Source organism: Paenibacillus sp. FSL R5-0527 (assembly GCF_038008055.1).
GTDB classification, from domain to species: domain Bacteria; phylum Bacillota; class Bacilli; order Paenibacillales; family Paenibacillaceae; genus Fontibacillus; species Fontibacillus macerans.
On the sequence record NZ_JBBOYI010000001.1, the window covers coordinates 5,099,885 to 5,119,937 of the forward strand.

Here is a 20,053-nt window from a genome sequence, read left to right on the forward strand (position 1 = left end):
AAACCTTGCCCTGCTTAAAAATGTCAATAATTTGTCACATTCAGTCCCTTGACCCGCCTGTCCACAAATGCTGGACTTTTTCCTTTACCCGTCCGGCCGCAGATCCGCCATCCGGATCGGGATTGGAAAACCGTCCCGGCGTGATGATAAGATCGGCATTCGGCAGCTCCTCGTCAGCCCAATCCAGGTCGGCGGATATAACAATCGCATAAGCAAATCCGCTCCGCTTGACATTTTCGCAAACCTTGTTGATCGCTTGGGATAAACGGTCTCCCGTATATTGAATCGAGGGATATGTGACGACTCTGCCCTTAAAAGGGATTTCCACCCAATCCATGACACTTTTAAGTCTTTCCAATTTTTCCGTCACTTCATACGGCCGTTCCAAACCGGTTAATCCCGTGACCGGGACGAGGCAGGTGTCCAAATACGGGCGCAGCTCCTCCCACCCGGAAGCCTCCACTTCACTGAATTTCATACATCCATATCCCCTTTGCTGATGATTTTCCTTCCCAATTATAAACACGAACGATTGACAATGCCATCTTCGATAAAAAAGATCGAGCAGCGTTTTTTCGTCGCCGATCGACCTTTTTCTACATTATATATTGCTGCGGATGATCCGATTTCAACGTTCTTCCAATGTCTTCAGTTCATCCGTCAGGAGCCGGAAGGCAACCTCATCGCCATTCGCCAAGGCGGTATCGATTTCGCTGTAGATTTGTTCCGAGCGATGCTTCCGGAGCGCTTCGTCCCATATCATTTCTGCCGCCAAACCAAGCATTGCTTCATAAGTAACCTTCATCTGATCCATAGGATGCACCTCCAAACCATGGTTTTAAAACAAGTTTAAAAAGTTTAAGTGATCCTATATTCTTTTCCTTTGGCCACATAACTTTCCGCCGTCCGCTTCATGCGCTGCAGGTCTTCTTCCGTCAGTTCGCGTACGACTCTGGCCGGCGAGCCCAGAGAAAGAGTATAGGGGGGAACTTTTTTGTTTTCCGTAACTACCGAACCTGCTCCTATTAAAGCATATTCACCGATGTCGGCGCCGTTTAGGACGATCGCCCCCATCCCGATTAATGTGCCATGGCCTATACGGCAACCGTGAATGATCGCGGAATGTCCGACGGATACGTCGTTTCCTACGATTAACGGCTGGGATGTATTGACATGTCCGACCACGCCGTCCTGGATGTTCGTCCGATCTCCGATCACAATTTCCGCCAAATCTCCGCGCAGCACGGCATTGTACCAAATGCTGGCCATACTGCCCACCGTTACATTGCCGATCAGTTTGGCGCCATCGGCGACAAACACGCTTGCATCCACGACCGGCAGCTTTTCTTGATAACGAATCAACACACTGCTCACGCTCCCCTTTAGCCTAGAATTTGGGAGTGATTGTAGCAGTACCTTCAGGCGTTGTCAAACCTATTTCTCCTGCAGCTGCGCCACCGCTTCGTGGCCAAAAGGCGTCGCCTGAACGTAGCGTTCGCGCTGTTCGTTCTCCCCGATGCGCACCATGCCGAGATGCAGCATCATGATCAGGATGCGTTCCTCGAATATCGATGCGGGAGCGTCATAATAAAACGGCTTGATCAGCGATTCTATTCTGCTGTACAGCGAGGACACCGTCACCCACTGTTTCGAACAGCGCTCGATCCAATAGACAAGCGACAGCAAATTGGGAATGGGACCTTTGTACAGCCTTAACCAAAAACGGACGAGCTGGATCGCCGGCTCTTTTTTGCCTTCCGCCAGATACGAGTTTCCGGTCTCCGTCAACTCTAGCTGGCTGCCATTCTCTTGAATGAAACGGCAATGGTAGGCATAATCGTACAGCAAAGCAAACCGGTTGGGATAATCCTTGAACCGCCTTCCATACCCGAACCTCCAGCCCTTGCCGGCCAGCGCTTCGGACACGTGCAGTGACTCCAAAATTTGCAGCTGGTTTCGCCGGTACATCACGCCTTCATTGTTCAGCGGGACGTCATGATGGGATACATACCGTAAAAACACCAGCAGATCGGCAGCCAGCATGTCCGGCTCTTCCCGGTAGACCGGCGGTTCGGCCGGCGCCGATGCCACTTCGGACTTAAACCTGGCCTCCAGCGCTTCCCTGAACCGCCGCTTCAAGTCCTCGGGCACTTCAAACAGGTAGCGGGTCTGATGGGTGGTTCCGTTAAACAACCAGCCGCGCTGCCGGAACCTGGCGATCATTTCCCGCGGACTCTCGCGGTCTTTGGCATCCTGCGTAAACCGCGACGCCTGCGCGCAAGCGACCAGCTCCTCCAGGCTGAACTGACGGCGCCCGTCGAATAACAGCGAATTCAAGAAACGCAAGTCCTCCATGCTCATTGCGCTGACGTGCCGATCGATAAAATCGCGGCGTCCCACCGTTTGCAGGATGGACTGGATCAGTTCATGCTTGGAATGACCGCTGCACTCGCACCTGTAATGATCCGCTATTCTGCTTAGCTGTCCGATATCGGCAAAAGAAAGCATATCCGCCAGATTCATAGTTTACCGCCTCGCCGTTTTAATTCCATTATGGGATTATTTACCGGCGTTTATTCCGCGGCATGCGAATTTATGCAAAAAAAAGGGCTCAGAACCGAGATCAGTGCTTGACAAAATAAATTATGATAGCGTTCGTGTCTTGGTATCCCTGCATGCTGCTTTGCACGATTATCCCTCTTGTTCAGGGGGGAAGGTGGGGGCTAATCATATCACGGTCCTTTCATTTTTCCCGGTGTCTTGCCCCATTCCTCCCGTCAGGTTTGCTTCACTTCTCCAAAACCTCCTTCTCACATACCTGTCTAACGATCTCGAACGTATCTGCATTTCCCAAACACGTATTTTCTTCTCCTGAATTTATTTTCCTCTTTGCTTCCGGACCAAACGGGATAATCGTGCAAAGCGTCCGGACAGCGGGTATTGATCTACCAACCAACCCGCCGGCCTTCCATGTCCTCAAGCCTGAAAACTTGCACGAATGTTATATGATTGAAGTTGGAATGAAAAATCAGGGAGGCAAAACTTAATGGAAAAGGGGCATTTTGCTTTAACGTACCGGAACCTAAAGCCCGGCGACTTCATTAAGTTTGGTACGTATCCGCAAACAGTAGACGGTAAAGAACTGGCGATTAAATGGCGTGTTCTTCACAATTCAACGGAGAGGGCTGCCCGGATAGGAGGACAAGGTCTTTCTGCTTAGCGCTGCCGAGATAAAGGATTTATTTGCGATCCACGGCAAGGATTTGCGGCGCGCTGTTGGAACCGATTTTGCCAAGACGAAAAGGCCCGATGGATGCAGCTTATATATATGATAAAACGAACAAAGATAACTATATCATCAGATACGGCGAAGAAGTTGGCTGTTCCTGGTAGTGGCTGTGATGATAAAAGCGGGCTGATTGAGAAATTGGAGAAGGGCGAATTATATGCCCTTTTCCACTATGAAAATCGGAATACTATTACCTTTCTTCGATCGCTTCTTCCAAATGGCGGGTGCAATTGTACAACCTCATTTGCCAATCTTCATCGTTTTTCTCCAAAATCGTCAACGACAAATTGCCGATCCGCTCGCTGTATTTATTTTGATACAAGGCGATATACAGTTGGGCAAGCAATCCGCCGTGCGAAACGACGAGCACGTTATTGTCCGGGTACCGCTCCGCCAAATCCTTCATAAAAGCAAGCGCGCGTTTGCGAATATCCGCATCTTTTTCCTGTCCCAGCTCCAGGTCATTCCAATTTTTGCCGCATAACGTCTCACGCTCTTCCGCCGTCATCCCTTCGGCCTGGCCGAACGCCCGCTCCATCAGCCGCGAATCGGGATCGTACAGCGGGATGCCCAGCGCTTCGGCAATGATTGAGCCGGTCTCTTGGGCTCGCGACAGCCCGCTTGTAATGACAAAATCCCAGCGGTACTCCTTTTCCTCCTGCAATCTGCGCGCCAGCCGTTTCGCTTGCTTTCTACCCTCTTCATTCAGCGGAATATCGCTTTGACCCTGGATTTTTCCCGCCGCGTTCCAGTCGGTAAGTCCATGGCGTATTAACCCGACAAGCATAATCATCCTCCTTATGTGTGCATCGCATTCAACGTATATGGCTTTAGCGAGTATTTCTTTATTATAAGAAAAATTCATATCGGCGTACACCCATAGGAGACAGACCGCGTTCTAAGGAATTTTTCTTGCGATTATAGAATTGTTCAGCTCCGCCATTTCCATTATTAGGTTGGCCTTCTGTGAAAAACTAACGTATACTAAATCTATAAGACTATTTTTTTCTTATACATAGGTTGTGAATAGGTCTTTTTACCCGCGCAAGGCGGAAAAAGGGCTCGGCTTTAAAAAAGCGCTTGACGATGACCTTTGAGAGAGCCGTGGTCGCCGAACTTCGGCTAACGGACTGAGACGCTCTTTTTTTCGCTAAAAAACAGGAGTTTTATTTTCTAACGGACCGCAGCGACCTTATTGGCCCGAAAATGACTAGAAACCGGCAGTTCCAGGTAAAATAGCGGCTCTGGTGCCCGGTAACTTCTGAAATCTCCCGATTTTACTGAAATAGCGGCTTTACAGTCCGTTAGAAATTGAAGTGTGTTTCGTGCTCCATCGATAGCTCAAGCGCCATTTTTTCGGCAGAGCCCTTATTTTCATTTGGGAAAAGGGGTAGTAACAGAAGATGAAGCCATGGAAAAAAAGTTTAGCTGTAATGATGACATCAATCCTAATGCTTTCCGCATTAGCGGCCTGCGGCGGGGGAAAAAGCGATAGCAGCGAGCCTGCTAACACCGCTCCCGCAAACTCCACTCCAACAAACGCGTCCGTCAAAGAGAATTCCAGAAACCATGTGGAAACGGCAGATGAAGAAACCGAAAGCCAAGGCAAGGATTTGCTGGATTCCAAAGGTTTGGAAGGCATGGATGCCAGTGATTGGGAAAAAGTACTTCTATCGCACAAAGATTTCAAGGCATTTCTCGATGAACTCGCTAAACCCACAGAAGACGGAGAAGAGACACCTTTTAAAAGCGCAGAGATGGTTGATGATCAAACCATTGAGTTTGTTCTTGACCCGGCCGAATCCGGCGGAGAACTGGGTGTAGGGATTATGACCGCCTTGTTTGATCCGATTATCCGTCAATTGTACGAACACTCCGATTACTATAAAAACGATAAACAACCGCTTATCCGTTTTCTCGATACGGACGGAAATGTTCTTAGTGAAAATAGCGAACCGATGCAAACCGGGCAAGCGGAATAATGATCAGCTGTCGAGCTCGCTCGGCAGCTCTTTTTATCCCCTCTAAAGCGATGCCTGTCCAGGAGTATACGAAAAAAACGCCCCGCCCGCTTTTGTAGCGAAAGAAGCGTTTCAAACCCGTTTATTATCTTTTGGAACGGCGGATTCCTTTCCAGGAAATCAAAGCAAGCAGCATGCCCGCCATCGAAAGCAGCATCCAGTATTGCGGATAGGCCGGTCCCATTTGAGCGGCGAACGGCTCAACAATCCCCGGAGAAATGCTCGGCAGAGTAAACGACATGGGCTCGGATGTCTTCGCATCGGGAGCGGCAACGGCTGTGGGAAGGATGCCTGTCGCCGGTTGCGAAGCCTCGGGCTGGCCGGAATGGTCCACGAGCAGAAAAATAAAGCTGCACAGGAACACGACCAAAAAGCTGGCGGCCCAGCCGATAATCCGCCGGCGGTAGCCTCGGGTCACGCCGGCCTTGACATCCGGCGCCAGCCACGGAGATTCCGCATAAATACGGTCCATAACCTTACGGTTTACGGCCTCGGCCTGCTCCTCGGTCACTTCTATGGGTATGTACTGCAGCATGTCCATGCTTTCCTGCCAGTAATGGTACTCAGTATTGCAAAACTCGCAGCCCAAAAGATGCCGCTCCAGCTCTATACGCTGGGGATGTTGTTCGGGCAAATCCCGCATCATACCGAACAGTTCTTGGGCCTCTCTACAATTCATCTGCTTTTCATCCCTTCGTAATGCTCGTAGACCGGTTCGTAAAAGTAGGGTTCAAGCTGGCTTTTGACGCTGCTTCGGGCGCGGAACAAAAGCGATTTTACGGCGCTGACGCTCTGGCCCAAAATACTGGCGATCTCCTGGTAGTCCAATTGATCGTATTCGCGCAATATCAAAGCGGACCTTTGTTTCTCCGGCAATTTGTTGATCGCTTCACGCACCATACCAACCTTCTCGCTGCGCAGAACGGCTTGTTCCGGGGCGACCTCGATTGGCGCCAAAGGAATGTACCCGCTCTCTTCGAGCGGAACACTTCCGCTGCGCTGTTTGCGCAGTTCGCTAAGCACTGTATTCCGTGCTATCGTGTAAAGCCAGGTGGAGAAAGAAGCGTCCACCTCCCGGAACGAATGCAAGCTGCGAAACGCTTTGTAGAACGTCTCCGAGCATAAATCTTCGGCAAGCTGCTCCAATTGAGCGCTTTTCAACATGTGATAAACGAAAGCCAATATTTTTCGCTGATACCTTCGCATCAACTCCGAATACAGTTCCGTGTTGCCTTCTTTAATCTCGCGTATCATCTGGGAATCGGTCATTTCGGGGCGAAACCTCCTCGCACTTCCATGTGCTTCTTCCCGTTCGATTCTTACATTAATTATTACCGAACAGGATCAAAAAAGTTGCGGTCGTTTATGTAAACTTCTGTTGTTCCGTTGGAAATCGTTTGGCGAAGCCATACATTATAGCCAAAAACAATTCATATTATACCACAGGAGCCGGAATTTAAAAAATAAACCCATGGTCATTTGTTGAAAAATATTACAGGGCCGTCCGCGTCATGGATGGCCCTGCTTTGCTTTCTGGTCATTTCATCCGCGGCCTAAAGCGGCGGCGGCGTGAAGCTCCTCCACCGCTTTGCGGACATCGGCGGCCTGCGTTACGGCGGAAATGACGGCGATTCCGTCCGCCCCGGCGCGGATCACTTCCCCGGCGCTTGCGGCCGTGATCCCGCCGATCGCGACGAGCGGCGCCTCAATGCCGCATTCGCGCAGCCTCCGGATGAAGCCGGGGCCCTGCGGCTCGCGGGCATCGGCTTTGGACGCGGTCGGATAGATCGGGCCGATGCCGAGATAGTCCGCGCCGCTGTGAATGGCCAGCCGGGCTTCTGTCACGGTATGCGCGGATACGCCGAGAACCCGCTCCCCGATCCGCGCGCGGACCCGGCCGGCCGCTTCGTCGTCCTGGCCAACGTGAATTCCGTCCGCATCGATCGCCAGGGCCAAGTCGACATCGTCGTTAACGATAAAAGGAACCCCCGCCCTGCGGCAGGCGGCCTGCAGCTGTGCGGCGAGCCTTAGCTTCGGCCCCCCGGTCAGCGCGCCGGGCCCCTTTTCCCGGAATTGAATCATCGTTGCGCCTCCGGCCAGTGCCTGCTCGGTCACCTGCAGCGGATCTTGCCGGCAGTTGGCGCTGCCGATCACCAGGTACACGCCGAGGGATTTGCGCATAGCCGCTGCTGAAATACGCCCGTTCACGGCCGCACCCCCTGTTCCTTCCTGCGCCGGTATGCCCAATGATTCGTCGGGCCGTGCCCCAGCCCCAGGCCAAGCTCGTCTTCGATCGCCGCCTGAATGAACGCCCGCGCGGTCGATATCGCCTCGGCGGCGGCCGCTCCCTTCGCCAGCTCGGCCGCGACCGCCGCGGAGAAGGTGCACCCCGTACCGTGCGTATGCCGCGTCATGATCCGCCGTCCGCCGAACTCGGTAAAACCGGCGCCGTCATACAGCAGGTCGACGATCCGCCCCCTTCCGCTCTCGTCATGCCCGCCTTTGATGACGACGTGCTTCGCCCCGAGGCTGTGGATGCGCTTAGCCGCCTCGCGCCGGCCGGCCATGCCGGTGATCGGGATGCCGGATAACGCCTCGGCCTCGGGGATATTCGGCGTCACCACCTGCGCCAGCGGCAGCAAATACTCCTTCAGCGCCGCAACCGCTTCGGGCTGCAGCAGCGCGGCGCCGCCTTTGGCGATCATAACCGGGTCGACGACGACCCGGACCCAGCCGAAAGCGCGGATTTGCCCCGCCACGGCGCGGATAATTTCGGCGCTGAACAGCATCCCGGTTTTCAGTGCGTCCGGGGCCAGGTCCGAGCCGACCGCCTCGATTTGCTCCGCCGCGGCCTCCGGCGGCAGCGGGTACACGTTCCGCACGCCCAGCGTGTTTTGGACGGTGACGGCGGTAATCGCCGACATGCCAAACACGCCCAGCTCCTGGAACGTTTTGAGGTCGGCTTGAATGCCGGCCCCGCCGCCGCTGTCGGACCCGGCGATCGTCAGCGCCTTCCGGACCGCGCCGCTCATCCGAGCCACCACCCGCCGGCGGCGGAGGCTTCCCGCTCGCTGACCGCCGCGTGGCCTTTCAGCGAGTGCGGGTGCAGCTTGGCCAGCTCGTCGAGGAAGGCGATCTGGAAGCTGCCGGGCCCGGCGGACGCAGTGCGCTCCGCGGCGCGGGACGCGGCGGCGCCGTAGAATGCCAGCCCGGCGGTGCCGGCCAGCAGCACGTCGCGTTCCACCGCGGCGAAGGCCCCAAGCACCGACGTGAGCAGGCAGCCCGTGCCGGTCACCTGCGTCAACAGCGCGTCCCCGCCGCTGACGGCCCGGCACAGCTTCCCGTCGGTGATCACGTCCTCGCGTCCGGTGACGGCAACGACGGTGTTTAGCTTCCGCGCCGCCCGCACGGCCAGCTCCGCCTGATCCCCGCCGCTGCTCTCCCCGGCGTCCACGCCCTTGATGTCGCGGCTTTCCCCGAGCAGGTGGGCGATTTCCGCCGCGTTCCCCCTTAGTAGCGACACTTTGACCTCGCGCAGGATGCGCAGCGCCGATTCCGTGCGGAAGCGCGTCGCTCCCGCCCCGACCGGGTCCAGCAGCACCGGAACTCCATGGGCGTTCGCCGACGACCCGGCGATGATCATCGCCTCGACCTGGGCGGCGGACAGCGTTCCCAGGTTCAGCACGAGGGCGCCGGCGATCTTGGCCATATCGGCGGCTTCCTCCGGCGCGTAAGCCATCACCGGGGATGCGCCAAGCGCGTACAGGCCGTTGGCCGTAAAATTGGTTACGACGACGTTGGTCATATTGTGCACGAGCGGTTTCGCGTTCTGCACTTTTGTAAGCAAAGCGGATAATTCTTTTTCCAATATGCTCATTTGTAGTTCGCCCCCTTCGTTAATGCGCCCGCGACAACGGGTCATCGCTCCGCCGGCCCGTTTGAACCGGCCATTCCTCCAGCTTGTAGGCCATGTCCCAGAACAGGTACTCCAGCTGGCAGCTTTGCATGAAATGCTCCTCCATCCTCCGCCGTTCCGCTTCCGCCGCGGTTTCCGCCCATTGGTCGAGAACGTCCCGGAACCGCTGCGTCACGTCCGTCACCCGGCTGCCGTAAAACTGGATCCAATCGTGAAAAGGATGTTCCGGCACCGGCCTCACTTCCGCCAGCAGCTTGCGGCCGATTTCCAGATACGTCCAGGGGCAGGGCAGCAGCACGGCCAAGATTTCGCCCAAACTGCCTTCATGCGCCACCGTCAGCATGTGGCGGATGTAATGATGCGCGGACAGCGCCAAGGGGAAACCCTGCAGATCTTCAAAACGGACCCCTGCGACAGCGCAAAAATTTTGGTGCGGATGGATTTCACTGTTCAAAATAAAAGAGATCTGCTCGTTGAACAGGGCGATATCGCCGCGGCTTTCGCACTTCGATATGGCGATCCCGTAGATCCGCATGTACGCGTTCAAATACTCGTAATCCTGTTTGACGTAATGAATCAATTGCTCTTTCTGCAGATTGCCGTCGGCGATTCCCCGCACAAAAGGATGCTCAAAAATCGCTTCAAAAACCTCGTCCGCCCGCTGGCGCAGCATTTGCGTAAAACTCATCGTCTCCACCTCCGATAAAATGTGAACTGCGATACAGGAGCATCCATCCGTAGGGGCGTGGGGGCTTAGGGGCGGGTGAGAGGCGGGCCGCTTACAAGACAGCAAAAAAGCCGCCCCGTAGAGGGAGCGGCTTGAACGCGCAAAACCTGTCGCATGATACTTGCGATAACGTGCGGACGGCGCGATACCGGCTCCACTTTCCTACGCTAGTACGAACTAGATCAGGTTCAAAGGGTCCAAGATACGCTCTTGTCTCAGCCGAATACGGCGCCCCTAGTGGAATTTCCTATTCGATTCACTATCACTACTTTACCTGGATCTTCCTGGAGTGTCAATCCGCGTTGAATGCTTGCCGGGCACCCCCGCCGCCTTAGCGGAACTCGAGCCGGACCGTTTTGATCTCATACGGCGAAATCTGCAGTTCGGCAGGACCCCGATTGAGTTCGCCGGCAGGGCGTTCCATCAGGTCGGTTTCCTGCCAGGAGACAAAAGTGAGATCGCTCTCCAGGCGAACCGTCCCCCGGCCGCCTTTATACTCGTGGAAGCGGACGATCAGAGCGTCGCCGTCCTCCGCTTTTTTGACCGCGTCGATCGCTGCTTCGCCGCTGCCGCTGACGCGCACGGCCCGCAGCAAGGAGAAATTGGATGCCGCCGCCTGACCGCGCGTAGCGTACACCGGCTGATTCAGGAGCGCGGCGGCCTGTACGGTTTCGCCTTCGGACCAATGCCCCTCATGCGGATACAGCGCATACGTGAACGTATGCTCCCCGCGATCAGCCTCCGGATCGGGGTAGGTCGCCGATTTCAGCAGCGACAGCCTGATCACATTGTCTTTAATGTCATGCCCGTATTTGCAGTCGTTCAGCAGGCTGACGCCGTAACCGTGCTCCGACAGATCCGCCCACTGATGCCCGACCGTTTCGAACCGGGCCAAATCCCAGGAGGTGTTCCAATGCGTCGGGCGTTTGACGTTGCCGAACTGGATGTCGTAGGTGGCCTCCGTCGCCCGTACATCCACCGGAAATGCGACCTTTAAAAGCTGCTGGCGCTCCTGCCAATCCACCTCCGTCCGGAACTCGATCCGCCGGTCACCCGAGTACAAGATCATCCGCTGGCTGATCGTGGAGTTCATATACCGCCAGGTAAAAGCGACTTCCGCCCGCAGCTTGCCGGCCGCAACCCGGCACTCCTTCAGATCTTCAACCTCGCGCATCTTCTCCTGATAAAAAATATCGATATCCCAAGCTTCAAACATTTTCGGCTTGTCTTCGAACACCTGGAAGACGTTGCCGCGTTCCCCCGGGGCGAGCACCTCGCGGCCGGCAGCCCGGTCGAACACCGAGGTCAACTGGCCATGTTCGTTCCAAGCGATCCGATACAGCGGAGTCTCGATGCCGTTCGGCAGCGCTTTAAACGGCGCTTCTATGGCCGCTTCGCTTCCCGCAGACGCTCCTTGCGAAGCGGTTGCCTCCTCCTTCCCGCCTTCAGAGCCGCGGCTTATCGTCATAAATCCCAACGGAGGAACGTTTTCCACCTTTACCCATACCGTGCTTCCGTCAAACTCGGCGGCGAGCTCCCGGCCGAAGGCATCGGTCCAGCGGCCGCCGGGTTCGGCGCCATGGACCGGGACCAGGCCGCTATACGTCCAAGAGGACGGATTCCAAACGGTATAGGTCACTTCGCCTTTCGGATCACCGTTCACAGCATCGCTGGTCACGGCATTGCCTATCGTGGCGGTACCGTTCGCCGCATCGCCTATCGTAGCGGTACCGTTTGCTGCATCGCCGGCCACCCGGTCCCCGGTCAACGCGCGGATCGCCTGGCTGCGGCATTCCTGCAGCAGCGCCGCGGCATGCTCGTATTCCAGCTTGGAGTCGCGGTACACTTCGGGAATCGACGAGCCTGGAATAATGTCGTGGAACTGATTGCGCAAAATCGTTTTCCAGCTTTCGTCCAGCTTTGCTTTCGGGTACGCGGCCCAGTCACCCCCGCCCAGCAGCGCCTCCAGGCTGAGCAGCCATTCGGCGTCGCGGGAGAGCAGTTCGAGCTTGCGGTTCATTTTTTTGTTGTAAGCCTGGCTCGTATAAGTGCCCCGGTGGTACTCAAGATACAGCTCGCCGTCCCATGTGTGGACATAACGGTCGGCCTTTTCCACCGTCTCGTGCAGTTTGGCGAAATATTCGTCGGCCCGCCCGGTGACGACGTTCGGCAGCCCCGGCATCGCTTCGAGTCGGCGCCGCAGCTCCAGATGCTCCCGGTTGACGCCGCCGCCCCCGTCTCCGTAACCGTAGGACAGGAGCAGCTCTTTGTTGATTTCCTTATCCCGGTACGTATCCCAGATGCCCTGCACGCTGGACGCTTCGATATTGCCGTTGTAGGTGTACCACCAGAAACTGCCGTCCTGCGGGGTGGTGATGAAATGGGTCAGCACTTCGCTGCCGTCGATCCCGCGCCATTTAAATGTGTCGTGCGGCATCCGGTTGTATTGGTTCCAGCTGATTTTGGTCGTCATGAACGTATCGAAACCCGACTTGCGCAGGATTTGCGGCAAGGCCCAGCTGTACCCGAAAACGTCGGGCAGCCACAAATATGTGCATTCCGCACCAAACTCTTCGCGCAGAAAACGGGTGCCGTACAGCAGCTGCCGCACCAGCGATTCGCCGCTCGTCAAATTGCAGTCGGCTTCCAGCCACATCCCTCCGGCCGCCTCCCAGCGGCCTTCCTTGACCCGTTCCTTGATTTGCTCGTAAAGCTCCGGGTAATCCTGCTTCAAATACTCGTACAGTTGAGGCTGCGTTTGCAAAAAAACGTATTCCGGGAACATTTCCATCAGCCGCAAAACGGTGCTGAAGGAGCGGGCCGCTTTTTCCCGGGTATGCTTGAGCCGCCACAGCCAGGCCACGTCGATGTGCGTATGCCCGATGCAGCGAACCGTGACCGGCGACGACTTGGGCAGCGCCGAAATCGCCCGCGTCAGCTGCTCTTCGGCCGCCGCCAGCGAGTCATAAAACGCCTCGGAGCCCGGCTGCGACCAATCGATCCGCAAAAACGCCCGGTCCAGCGCTGTCAGCAAGTCGGGCCGCTCGGGAGCGTGTTTATGTAGTACTTCCACGGTCTGCATCACGGCCCGGGCCGTATAATACAGACGGTCGACCGTCCCGTCGAGCCAAGCGATTTCCGCCCGCTTCAGCCTGTGCTCCTGGACCTGCGGCTTACCTCCGCCCTCCAGACCGGACCAAAGCCGAAATTGCAGCAGCACGGAAGTGCCGGCGGCTTCTGCGGGGAAAAACACCTCCTGATGGTTGGAGTCCACCCCTTGATAAGGCTCTCCGTTGACATACAGCAATGACTCGAAGCCGGAGTTGTTCCCTCCGCCCGTCTTCCCGAAATCAAATACCCCGACGACCCGGCGGCCTTTCCACGCTTGGGGAATTATCGCCTCGGCCTCCAGCCACAAGTAAAGGTCGCGGCCTTCCCAGCGTTCACCGGCCGGCATCGCGCTCCACTCCCCGCCCTTCGGCGGTCTGGCTGCGATCCGCCCTTCCTCGTCGACCAGCGCGCGGAATTCGGCGATCGGCACCGCATCGCGGTAGCGATAAGCTTCAAGCTCGCGAATCCGCGCGTTTAATTTTTCTTCCGTCCAAAACATGAACTGCGTTCCTCCCTTGGAGCAAGTTTCAACTTTTGACTTCACCCCCATTTTGCGTTCCGGGACGGCCTGAAGTAAATTACTAATCCTCATCAATTTTTGTCCTATTATGATATGATTGGGGCAAAGAAACAAAAAGGAGCATCCCTATGGACTTGAAAAAATGGAGGCAAGAGCTGGCCTCCGTGCTGAACGGGCTGTGCCGCGAAATCCGGGTCGATGACGCCGTGATCGACTGGGCCGATATCGTGATCGAACAAACCGGCGGCGCCGGAAGATGCCCGGCCCATGCCCACACCTGGTACGAATTTAACTACGTATTGTCCGGCCGGATGCAGACCCGGTTTATGGACAAAGACGTCATGGTCCGCGAAGGCGAATTTTTCCTGATCCCTCCGGGCATGACCCATTCCCATATATACTATCGTGACGATCCGCACGAGGGCGTTTGTTTTCGTTGGCGGTTCAGGCCCGTATCCGGCACCCGCCCGGATGCGGGCGGGCAGGGCTTGTTCGAACGGCTGAGCCTGCTCAAAGACTGGCCTCCCGGCGCTTACCGCGACGATTACGGGATTCGGCCGCTGCTGGTCCAGCTGTTTCACGAGGCGGAAGCGGGCCGCTCCCCGCTTTATTTGCAGCTGCTGCTCGTGCAGTTCCTGGAAATTTTAACTTCGATTCCGGGCTCCGGTCGCCTGGCCATAGCGGAGCCGGGCGAAACCAAGGACGCCCTCGTCCGCAAGGTGGAAATCTATTTGGAGGATTTTCATGGAGAACGCCTGAACGTGGAGGAACTGGCCGCTTCCCTGCACATGAGCTACGGCCATCTTTCCCGGCTTTACAAGCGGAAGACGGGGCGGACCCTCATCGAGGAAATGAACCGGATCCGCCTGGCCAAAGCTTGCGAGCTGCTGCTTAAGCCCGAGCTATTGGTCAAAGAGGTGGCGGAGCAGTCCGGCTTCCCGGATATTTACTATTTCAGCAAGGCATTCAAGAAAAAACACGGCGTTAGCCCGCAGGCCTACCGCAAACAGCATTTGGGCCGGGAGGAACCTCGGCAGGGGCAACGTCACTAGGGCAACGTCCGTTGGGGTAACGTTATTAGGGCAACTTTTCTGGGGCAACGTTTGCCTTGCAACGTCTGCCGGGGCATGAGCCCCCCTTGGCTAAGGGACCACCGAGCCGTTATTTGCTCATTTCCCCGGTTATTTTAGTCTACATCCATTTTCCAGCCTAGCTAAGACACCATCGACCTTATTCCGTGCATTTCCCCGTCACATCCGGTGAATTCAGCTAAATGAGTGCACCTGAGTCACGAGTCACTAGCGTTGCATTCTCGCCACCACTCTAACGGTTGCCACAGCCGCTATTTGCTCCAATATCGCCGTTTTCAAATTCTAACGGTTGCCATGGCGCTTATTTAGCTAAAACCCGGCGATTTGGGCTCAGATTAGAGCAAATAACCGCGCTCACAACCGTTAAAATTTAGAAAGGGGCTTTTTGGGCAAAATAGCGACTAATACAACCGTTAGATTTCTGGACCGTTAGATTTCTGGCGTGATTTTAAATGGAGTAGCGGGCAAGGTGTACCAGAGATTTTGTGTAGGCGTTAATGCAACGCTGGTGCACTTGAGTCCGTTACAATTTTATAGCGGCTGTTTTTTTCGGAATAAGATTTCCCTGTCCGTTAGCCTCATCCAATACCTCCATTCGGCCGCCAACAGCCCGCCAAAAGCAAAAAAAAGACCGCTTCTTTCGAAGCGGCCCTTGCTCACGCTGGAGCAACAGATATTGGATAGGAGTGGAGAGAAACCATACTGTAGTCTTAGTATAATGTATCCGTTTTCATTTTGTCAACAACTTTTTTTAGCGCTTTCATAATTTGGGCGCACACAAAGCCTAAACGGCCTTGCGCACAGCGAAATACGGTATACTACGGCTTACCCAAATTACGGCCTCTAAAACGCACACGCCCGGCTTTTCCCGGGCGCTGCGTTCTTTAAGCCATCTTCGGACCACCTTACGGGCTGCCTGTCCCCCTGCTTAGACATAGACCGAGTAACCAAGCCCCTGCAGCAGCTCTTTCGCACGCTCCATCTCCGCTTCCTGGCGAAAAGAAAGGCGCATCACCCCCGGCACATCCTCCCGGCTTTCAATAATTTGCATATTGCTTAAATTGATGTGGCGAGTTCCCAGCTCCGTGGCGATCTGTCCGATAATGCCCGGGTGGTCGGGCACGTCGATGTAGATATCGAACAAGGAAGTGATCGCGCCTTTGCGCCGTTCCGGCAGCTCGCTGCGGAAGCGGTTCGCTTTTTGGAAAGCGTCCTCAATCCCCGCTCCGTTTTCGTCCTCCAGCAGCTTGACGAAGCCTTCGATCTCCCGGTTCCAATCGTTCAGCAAATCCAGCACCACCTTGCGGTTGCTGAGCAAAATATCCCGCCAGATAACAGGATCGCTGGAGGCGATGCGGGTAATATCCCGGAACCCCCCTGCCGCAAGCATCCGGTACAGCCCGTTGGAGCTGTTGTAATCGCACACCTGGTTGACCAGCGCAACCGCGATAATATGCGGCAGATGGCTGATCGCACCGACGATTTCATCGTGCAGCATCGGATCGACGCGGACGATTTGCGCCTTCGTATACGACAACAGCCGCTCAAGGCGTATGTATGCCTCCTCCGGAATGTCCGAAGACGGAGTCAGCACATAATAGGCGTTCTCGAACAGCAAGGAAGAGGCCGCTTCCACGCCGGAGCGCTCGGACCCGGCCATCGGATGGCCGCCGATAAAATGCACGCCGGGGCGCGAAATGGCCGCGGCACGGGCGGCCACCGCCGCTTTGGTGCTGCCTACGTCCGTTACGATGCAGCCCGGCTTGAGCGTAAGGCCGTTCAGCTTCACCAAATACTCTTCCAAGTTTCCGACCGGTACGCACAAAAAAATAAAGTCGGCATCCTCGGCCGCCTCTTCCATGGAAAGCGTCGCGGCATCCACGACGCCGCGCGCCACGATGCGTTTTAAAGACTCGGGACGATGCGCGTGCCCCACGACGGTGATGCCGGGCTTGCCCTTAAGGCAAAGCGCCAGCGATCCTCCGATTAAACCTACCCCAAATATGGCGATTTTTGTTGTCATGTAATCTCACTCGTTTTCTGCGAATATGCAAACCAAAAATTGAATTATACCTCTGTGGCCGACTTGCTCAGCACCTGTTCCAAAGCGTCTATAAATTTCGCGTTTTGCTCCGCCGAACCGACGGTCACCCGAATCGAATCCGGATATTTGGGAAAACCGGCGCGGATGATAACGCCGAGCTTCAGCAGCGCTTGAAACATGTCCGCGGCCGGGCGTTTAACGTCGACCATGATGAAATTCCCGTGAGCCGGAAAATAGGACAAGCCCAAGCGATCAAACTGTTCATATAAATACTGGATTCCGCTGCGGTTTTTCTCGCGGCAGCCCTGCACGTACTCCTGGTCGGCCAAGGCCGCTTTGGCCGCCGCCTGCCCGATGCGGGACGTATTGAACGGCTCGCGCACCTGGTTGATCAGCTTGATCACCGCCGGCTGGCCCACGCCGTAACCGATCCGCAGCGAGGCGAGCCCGTAAATTTTCGAGAACGTCCGCAATACGACCAAGTTCGGATATTTCTCAAGCAAACCGATTCCGTCGGAATAAGCGGCATCGGTCACATACTCGGCATAAGCTTCATCCAGCACGACGAGGACATGGCCCGGTACCCGATCCAGGAAAGAAACGAGCTGCTCGTGCGGAACAATCGTTCCGGTCGGATTGTTCGGGTTGCAGATCCATACGATCTTTGTTTTTGTGCCGAGGCGGGCGAGCATCGCCTCCAGGTCATGCGTGCCGTCCTTCAGCGGCACCTCGATGCTGACCGCGCCTTCGATATCGGCGTTGCTCTTGTAAACGCTGAACGTCTGATCGGCCATTACCGTTTCGTCGCCGGGCAGAAAAAACGCACGGGCAATCAACGCGATAATTTCGTCCGAGCCGCAGCCGAAAATAATTTGCTCCCGGTTGACGCCAAGATGCCCCGCCACCGCCTCCGTCAATTCCGCCGCGCTGCCGTCCGGATACAGGCTGATGTTCATAAACTCCTGCTCAATGGCGGCGCGGACGCGCGGGGAACAGCCGTACGGATTTTCGTTAGAGGCCAGCTTGATCACATCATCAAGGCCGAGCTCTTTTTTTACTTCTTCGATCGGTTTACCGGGCTGATATACCGGCAGACCCACGATCTGGGGTTTGGGCAACATGCATTTTTCCTCCCTTTGTAACTTTCTCCCTGCTATAATCAGTTGAACTAATGAAAAACGGTGAGTTAGCCAATCGAAAGAAATCTGCGAACAACAGCGATCGTAAGAACATTTCACGCGGCTGCCCTATCATCTGCATTCAAAAGTTCAACTTAAATAGCCGCTATACCCTCAATTGTGCCACAAAGTCGCGAATTTGCAACAATCCCTGTTCCTTGGAAGACTCGCTTCCCAGCAGCGGCAGCGTTTCTTCGATTTTTCGCACGATCGCGCTGCCGACGACGGCTCCGTCGCAAATGTCCGCAAACCGCTCGACCTGCTCCCGGTTGGAGATGCCAAAGCCCACAGCCACGGGCAGATCGGTCTCGGCTTTGACCGAAGCGATGAATTCGTCGACGCTGGCGTGAAAAGAAGCTCTCTCCCCGGTAACCCCGAGCGAAGACACGCAGTACACGAAACCGCGGGCGCGGGCCAGAATCTGCGTGATCCGGCCGCTGGAGGTCGGAGCCACGAGCGGAATCAGCCTGACGTTTGCGGCATCCGCCAGCTCCAGCACCTCCGCCGCTTCTTCGTACGGCAAGTCGGGAATGATCAGCCCGCTGATCCCCGCTTCCTGCAGCAGGTCAAAAAAGTGCGGGAGCCCCATCTGCAGCACGGGATTGTAATACGTAAACAGCACGAACGGCAGCTTGATGCCGCGCGCCTTGGCCTTTACCGCCGTTTGAATGCACGTCTCAACCGTAATTTGGTGCGCCAGCGCCCGCTCGGAGGCGCGTTGGATGACCGGACCGTCGGCAAGCGGGTCGGAATAAGGAACGCCCAGCTCGACGATATCGGCTCCGGCCTGCTCCAGCACGGCCAGAATGTCCAGCGTCGTTTCCGGATCGGGATCCCCGACGGTAATGAACGGAATGAGCGCCGTTTTCCCGGACGACTTCAGCTTCGCAAACGTCGCATCCAGCAAGTTGACCAGCGCCGTACTCATAACGATTCCCCGCCTTCCGTGTATGCCATAATCGATTCAACATCCTTGTCGCCGCGGCCGGACAGGCAAATGACGACGATCTCATCACGGCTCATCCCGGGCGCCATCTTCACGACCTGCGCCACGGCGTGCGCCGATTCCAGCGCGGGGATAATGCCCTCCGTCCGGCTGAGCAGCTGCAGCGCCTCCAGCGCCTCCCGGTCGGTAATCGGGTAATACTTGGCGCGCTCTATATCCTTCAAATAGGAATGCTCCGGCCCGATGCCCGGGTAATCCAGACCGGCCGAAATCGAATGAGCGGGCTGCACCTGGCCGTGTTCGTCCTGCAGCAAATAGCTCATCGAGCCCTGGAACACGCCTCTTTTGCCCTTGGTCATCGTAGCCGCGTGGAATTCGGTATCCACGCCCTTCCCGGCCGCTTCGACGCCGACAAGCCGGACGTCCTTGTACTCGATAAACGGGTAAAACATCCCGATCGCGTTGCTTCCGCCGCCGACTGCGGCCACCAGCATGTCGGGCAGCCGACCTTCGGACTCCAGCATTTGCCGTCTCGTCTCGTCGCCGATGATGCGCTGGAAGTTGCGCACCATCATCGGATACGGATGCGGCCCGGTCGCCGAACCGAGGATGTAAAACGTGTCATGCACGTTGCTGACCCAATAGCGCAGCGCCTCGTTGCAGGCGTCCTTGAGCGTCCGCGTCCCCGACATGACGGGGATAACCTCGGCCCCCAGCAGCTTCATCCGGAACACGTTGAGCTGCTGGCGTTTCGTATCCTCTTCGCCCATAAACACCTTGCACTCCAGACCAAGCAAAGCGGCGACGGTGGCGGTGGCTACGCCGTGCTGTCCGGCGCCGGTTTCGGCGATCACTTTTTGCTTGCCCATCCGTTTGGCCAAAATCCCCTGACCGATCGCGTTGTTGATTTTGTGGGCCCCGGTGTGGTTTAAATCCTCGCGCTTCAAATAAATTTTCGCCCCGCCCAAATGCTCGGTCAAGCGCTCCGCAAAATACAGCGGCGTCTCCCGGCCGGAGTATTGCTTCAGCAAATAAGCGATTTCCTGCTGAAAATCAGGGTCGTCTTTATATTTTAAATAGGACTCTTCCAGTTCGATCAGCGCGTTCATCAGCGTTTCCGGCACATAACGGCCGCCAAACGGACCGAAGCGTCCGTGTTCATCAGGCACTTGCGCTTGCTTCATGTTATGCTTCACCCTCTCTACGAAGG

At 56.1% G+C, this 20,053-nt stretch carries 19 protein-coding genes and 1 riboswitch; of the genes, 3 read left to right on the plus strand and 16 right to left on the minus strand.

What is annotated here, in order from left to right; genetic code table 11:
• Window positions 1–40 precede the first annotated feature (40 nt).
• The 4 genes from NYE69_RS22515 to NYE69_RS22530 form a co-directional block, all read right to left on the minus strand.
• Window positions 41–478, minus strand: a complete 438-nt coding sequence (locus NYE69_RS22515) for a DUF2487 family protein (protein WP_340928026.1) — start codon at window positions 476–478, stop codon at window positions 41–43.
• 150 nt (window positions 479–628) lie between these two features.
• Window positions 629–814 carry an IDEAL domain-containing protein gene (locus tag NYE69_RS22520; protein WP_036621966.1) on the minus strand — a complete coding sequence of 62 codons (186 nt, stop codon included), beginning with the start codon at window positions 812–814 and terminating at the stop codon, window positions 629–631.
• 44 nt (window positions 815–858) lie between these two features.
• Window positions 859–1,365, minus strand: a complete 507-nt coding sequence (locus NYE69_RS22525) for a gamma carbonic anhydrase family protein (RefSeq protein ID WP_340928028.1) — start codon at window positions 1,363–1,365, stop codon at window positions 859–861.
• 69 nt (window positions 1,366–1,434) lie between these two features.
• Window positions 1,435–2,523, minus strand: coding sequence for a hypothetical protein (locus NYE69_RS22530; protein ID WP_340928030.1), 1,089 nt, complete (start codon window positions 2,521–2,523; stop codon window positions 1,435–1,437).
• A 523-nt stretch (window positions 2,524–3,046) separates the two neighbouring features.
• Between NYE69_RS22530 and NYE69_RS22535 the strand changes: the two genes are divergently transcribed.
• Complete coding sequence (locus tag NYE69_RS22535; RefSeq protein ID WP_340928032.1) at window positions 3,047–3,220, plus strand: hypothetical protein; 174 nt, start codon at window positions 3,047–3,049, stop codon at window positions 3,218–3,220.
• A gap of 259 nt (window positions 3,221–3,479) precedes the next feature.
• On the opposite strand, the gene NYE69_RS22540 is transcribed toward NYE69_RS22535, so the two are convergent.
• Window positions 3,480–4,076: a histidine phosphatase family protein gene (locus tag NYE69_RS22540; RefSeq protein WP_340928033.1), complete on the minus strand. Its 597-nt coding sequence runs from the start codon at window positions 4,074–4,076 to the stop codon at window positions 3,480–3,482.
• A gap of 616 nt (window positions 4,077–4,692) precedes the next feature.
• Here NYE69_RS22540 and NYE69_RS22545 point away from each other — a divergent pair.
• Window positions 4,693–5,271, plus strand: a complete 579-nt coding sequence (locus NYE69_RS22545) for a hypothetical protein (protein ID WP_340928034.1) — start codon at window positions 4,693–4,695, stop codon at window positions 5,269–5,271.
• A gap of 124 nt (window positions 5,272–5,395) precedes the next feature.
• On the opposite strand, the gene NYE69_RS22550 is transcribed toward NYE69_RS22545, so the two are convergent.
• The 7 genes from NYE69_RS22550 to NYE69_RS22580 form a co-directional block, all read right to left on the minus strand.
• Window positions 5,396–5,989: a zf-HC2 domain-containing protein gene (locus tag NYE69_RS22550; protein WP_340928035.1), complete on the minus strand. Its 594-nt coding sequence runs from the start codon at window positions 5,987–5,989 to the stop codon at window positions 5,396–5,398.
• Window positions 5,986–6,579, minus strand: a complete 594-nt coding sequence (locus tag NYE69_RS22555; RefSeq protein WP_036621956.1) for an RNA polymerase sigma factor — start codon at window positions 6,577–6,579, stop codon at window positions 5,986–5,988. The genes NYE69_RS22550 and NYE69_RS22555 overlap by 4 nt, the downstream gene beginning before the upstream one ends.
• 273 nt (window positions 6,580–6,852) lie before the next feature.
• Entirely contained in the window at window positions 6,853–7,518 is a 666-nt protein-coding gene (gene thiE, locus NYE69_RS22560; RefSeq protein WP_326045292.1) for a thiamine phosphate synthase, read from the minus strand.
• Window positions 7,515–8,342, minus strand: coding sequence for a bifunctional hydroxymethylpyrimidine kinase/phosphomethylpyrimidine kinase (thiD, locus tag NYE69_RS22565; RefSeq protein WP_326045293.1), 828 nt, complete (start codon window positions 8,340–8,342; stop codon window positions 7,515–7,517). The genes thiE and thiD overlap by 4 nt, the downstream gene beginning before the upstream one ends.
• Window positions 8,339–9,187, minus strand: a complete 849-nt coding sequence (gene thiM, locus NYE69_RS22570; protein WP_155620382.1) for a hydroxyethylthiazole kinase — start codon at window positions 9,185–9,187, stop codon at window positions 8,339–8,341. Before thiM ends, thiD begins: the two co-directional genes overlap by 4 nt.
• Before the next feature lie 19 nt (window positions 9,188–9,206).
• Entirely contained in the window at window positions 9,207–9,914 is a 708-nt protein-coding gene (tenA, locus tag NYE69_RS22575; RefSeq protein WP_340928036.1) for a thiaminase II, read from the minus strand.
• Between the two features lie 181 nt (window positions 9,915–10,095).
• A riboswitch (TPP riboswitch) is annotated at window positions 10,096–10,199 on the minus strand.
• Between the two features lie 85 nt (window positions 10,200–10,284).
• Complete coding sequence (locus tag NYE69_RS22580) at window positions 10,285–13,563, minus strand: alpha-mannosidase (protein WP_340928037.1); 3,279 nt, start codon at window positions 13,561–13,563, stop codon at window positions 10,285–10,287.
• Between the two features lie 149 nt (window positions 13,564–13,712).
• Here NYE69_RS22580 and NYE69_RS22585 point away from each other — a divergent pair, with 149 nt between their 5' ends.
• Window positions 13,713–14,636, plus strand: coding sequence for an AraC family transcriptional regulator (locus NYE69_RS22585; protein WP_340928038.1), 924 nt, complete (start codon window positions 13,713–13,715; stop codon window positions 14,634–14,636).
• Window positions 14,637–15,603: 967 nt separating this feature from the next.
• Here NYE69_RS22585 and NYE69_RS22590 read toward each other — a convergent pair.
• From NYE69_RS22590 to trpB, 4 genes are all read right to left on the minus strand, one after another.
• Window positions 15,604–16,698 carry a prephenate dehydrogenase gene (locus NYE69_RS22590; protein WP_340928039.1) on the minus strand — a complete coding sequence of 365 codons (1,095 nt, stop codon included), beginning with the start codon at window positions 16,696–16,698 and terminating at the stop codon, window positions 15,604–15,606.
• A gap of 44 nt (window positions 16,699–16,742) precedes the next feature.
• Window positions 16,743–17,840: a histidinol-phosphate transaminase gene (gene hisC / locus NYE69_RS22595; RefSeq protein WP_036621946.1), complete on the minus strand. Its 1,098-nt coding sequence runs from the start codon at window positions 17,838–17,840 to the stop codon at window positions 16,743–16,745.
• Window positions 17,841–18,003: 163 nt separating this feature from the next.
• On the minus strand, window positions 18,004–18,825 hold the full coding sequence (gene trpA, locus NYE69_RS22600; RefSeq protein ID WP_340928040.1) for a tryptophan synthase subunit alpha: 822 nt from the start codon (window positions 18,823–18,825) through the stop codon (window positions 18,004–18,006).
• Window positions 18,822–20,027 carry a tryptophan synthase subunit beta gene (gene trpB, locus NYE69_RS22605; RefSeq protein ID WP_340930492.1) on the minus strand — a complete coding sequence of 402 codons (1,206 nt, stop codon included), beginning with the start codon at window positions 20,025–20,027 and terminating at the stop codon, window positions 18,822–18,824. Before trpB ends, trpA begins: the two co-directional genes overlap by 4 nt.
• Window positions 20,028–20,053: the final 26 nt, after the last annotated feature.

What these genes read in the sequence shown, in the direction of transcription:
- tenA (WP_340928036.1), bottom strand. Translation starts at nt 9,914, where the DNA reads ATGAGTTTTACGCAAATGCTGCGCCAGCGGGCGGACGAGGTTTTTGAA.
- NYE69_RS22550 (WP_340928035.1), bottom strand. Translation starts at nt 5,989, where the DNA reads ATGAATTGTAGAGAGGCCCAAGAACTGTTCGGTATGATGCGGGATTTG.
- trpB (WP_340930492.1), bottom strand. Translation starts at nt 20,027, where the DNA reads ATGAAGCAAGCGCAAGTGCCTGATGAACACGGACGCTTCGGTCCGTTT.
- thiM (WP_155620382.1), bottom strand. Translation starts at nt 9,187, where the DNA reads ATGAGCATATTGGAAAAAGAATTATCCGCTTTGCTTACAAAAGTGCAG.
- NYE69_RS22555 (WP_036621956.1), bottom strand. Translation starts at nt 6,579, where the DNA reads ATGACCGATTCCCAGATGATACGCGAGATTAAAGAAGGCAACACGGAA.
- NYE69_RS22530 (WP_340928030.1), bottom strand. Translation starts at nt 2,523, where the DNA reads ATGAATCTGGCGGATATGCTTTCTTTTGCCGATATCGGACAGCTAAGC.
- NYE69_RS22545 (WP_340928034.1), top strand. Translation starts at nt 4,693, where the DNA reads ATGAAGCCATGGAAAAAAAGTTTAGCTGTAATGATGACATCAATCCTA.
- NYE69_RS22590 (WP_340928039.1), bottom strand. Translation starts at nt 16,698, where the DNA reads ATGACAACAAAAATCGCCATATTTGGGGTAGGTTTAATCGGAGGATCG.
- NYE69_RS22540 (WP_340928033.1), bottom strand. Translation starts at nt 4,076, where the DNA reads ATGCTTGTCGGGTTAATACGCCATGGACTTACCGACTGGAACGCGGCG.
- thiD (WP_326045293.1), bottom strand. Translation starts at nt 8,342, where the DNA reads ATGAGCGGCGCGGTCCGGAAGGCGCTGACGATCGCCGGGTCCGACAGC.
- NYE69_RS22535 (WP_340928032.1), top strand. Translation starts at nt 3,047, where the DNA reads ATGGAAAAGGGGCATTTTGCTTTAACGTACCGGAACCTAAAGCCCGGC.
- NYE69_RS22520 (WP_036621966.1), bottom strand. Translation starts at nt 814, where the DNA reads ATGGATCAGATGAAGGTTACTTATGAAGCAATGCTTGGTTTGGCGGCA.
- NYE69_RS22585 (WP_340928038.1), top strand. Translation starts at nt 13,713, where the DNA reads ATGGACTTGAAAAAATGGAGGCAAGAGCTGGCCTCCGTGCTGAACGGG.
- trpA (WP_340928040.1), bottom strand. Translation starts at nt 18,825, where the DNA reads ATGAGTACGGCGCTGGTCAACTTGCTGGATGCGACGTTTGCGAAGCTG.
- NYE69_RS22515 (WP_340928026.1), bottom strand. Translation starts at nt 478, where the DNA reads ATGAAATTCAGTGAAGTGGAGGCTTCCGGGTGGGAGGAGCTGCGCCCG.
- NYE69_RS22580 (WP_340928037.1), bottom strand. Translation starts at nt 13,563, where the DNA reads ATGTTTTGGACGGAAGAAAAATTAAACGCGCGGATTCGCGAGCTTGAA.
- hisC (WP_036621946.1), bottom strand. Translation starts at nt 17,840, where the DNA reads ATGTTGCCCAAACCCCAGATCGTGGGTCTGCCGGTATATCAGCCCGGT.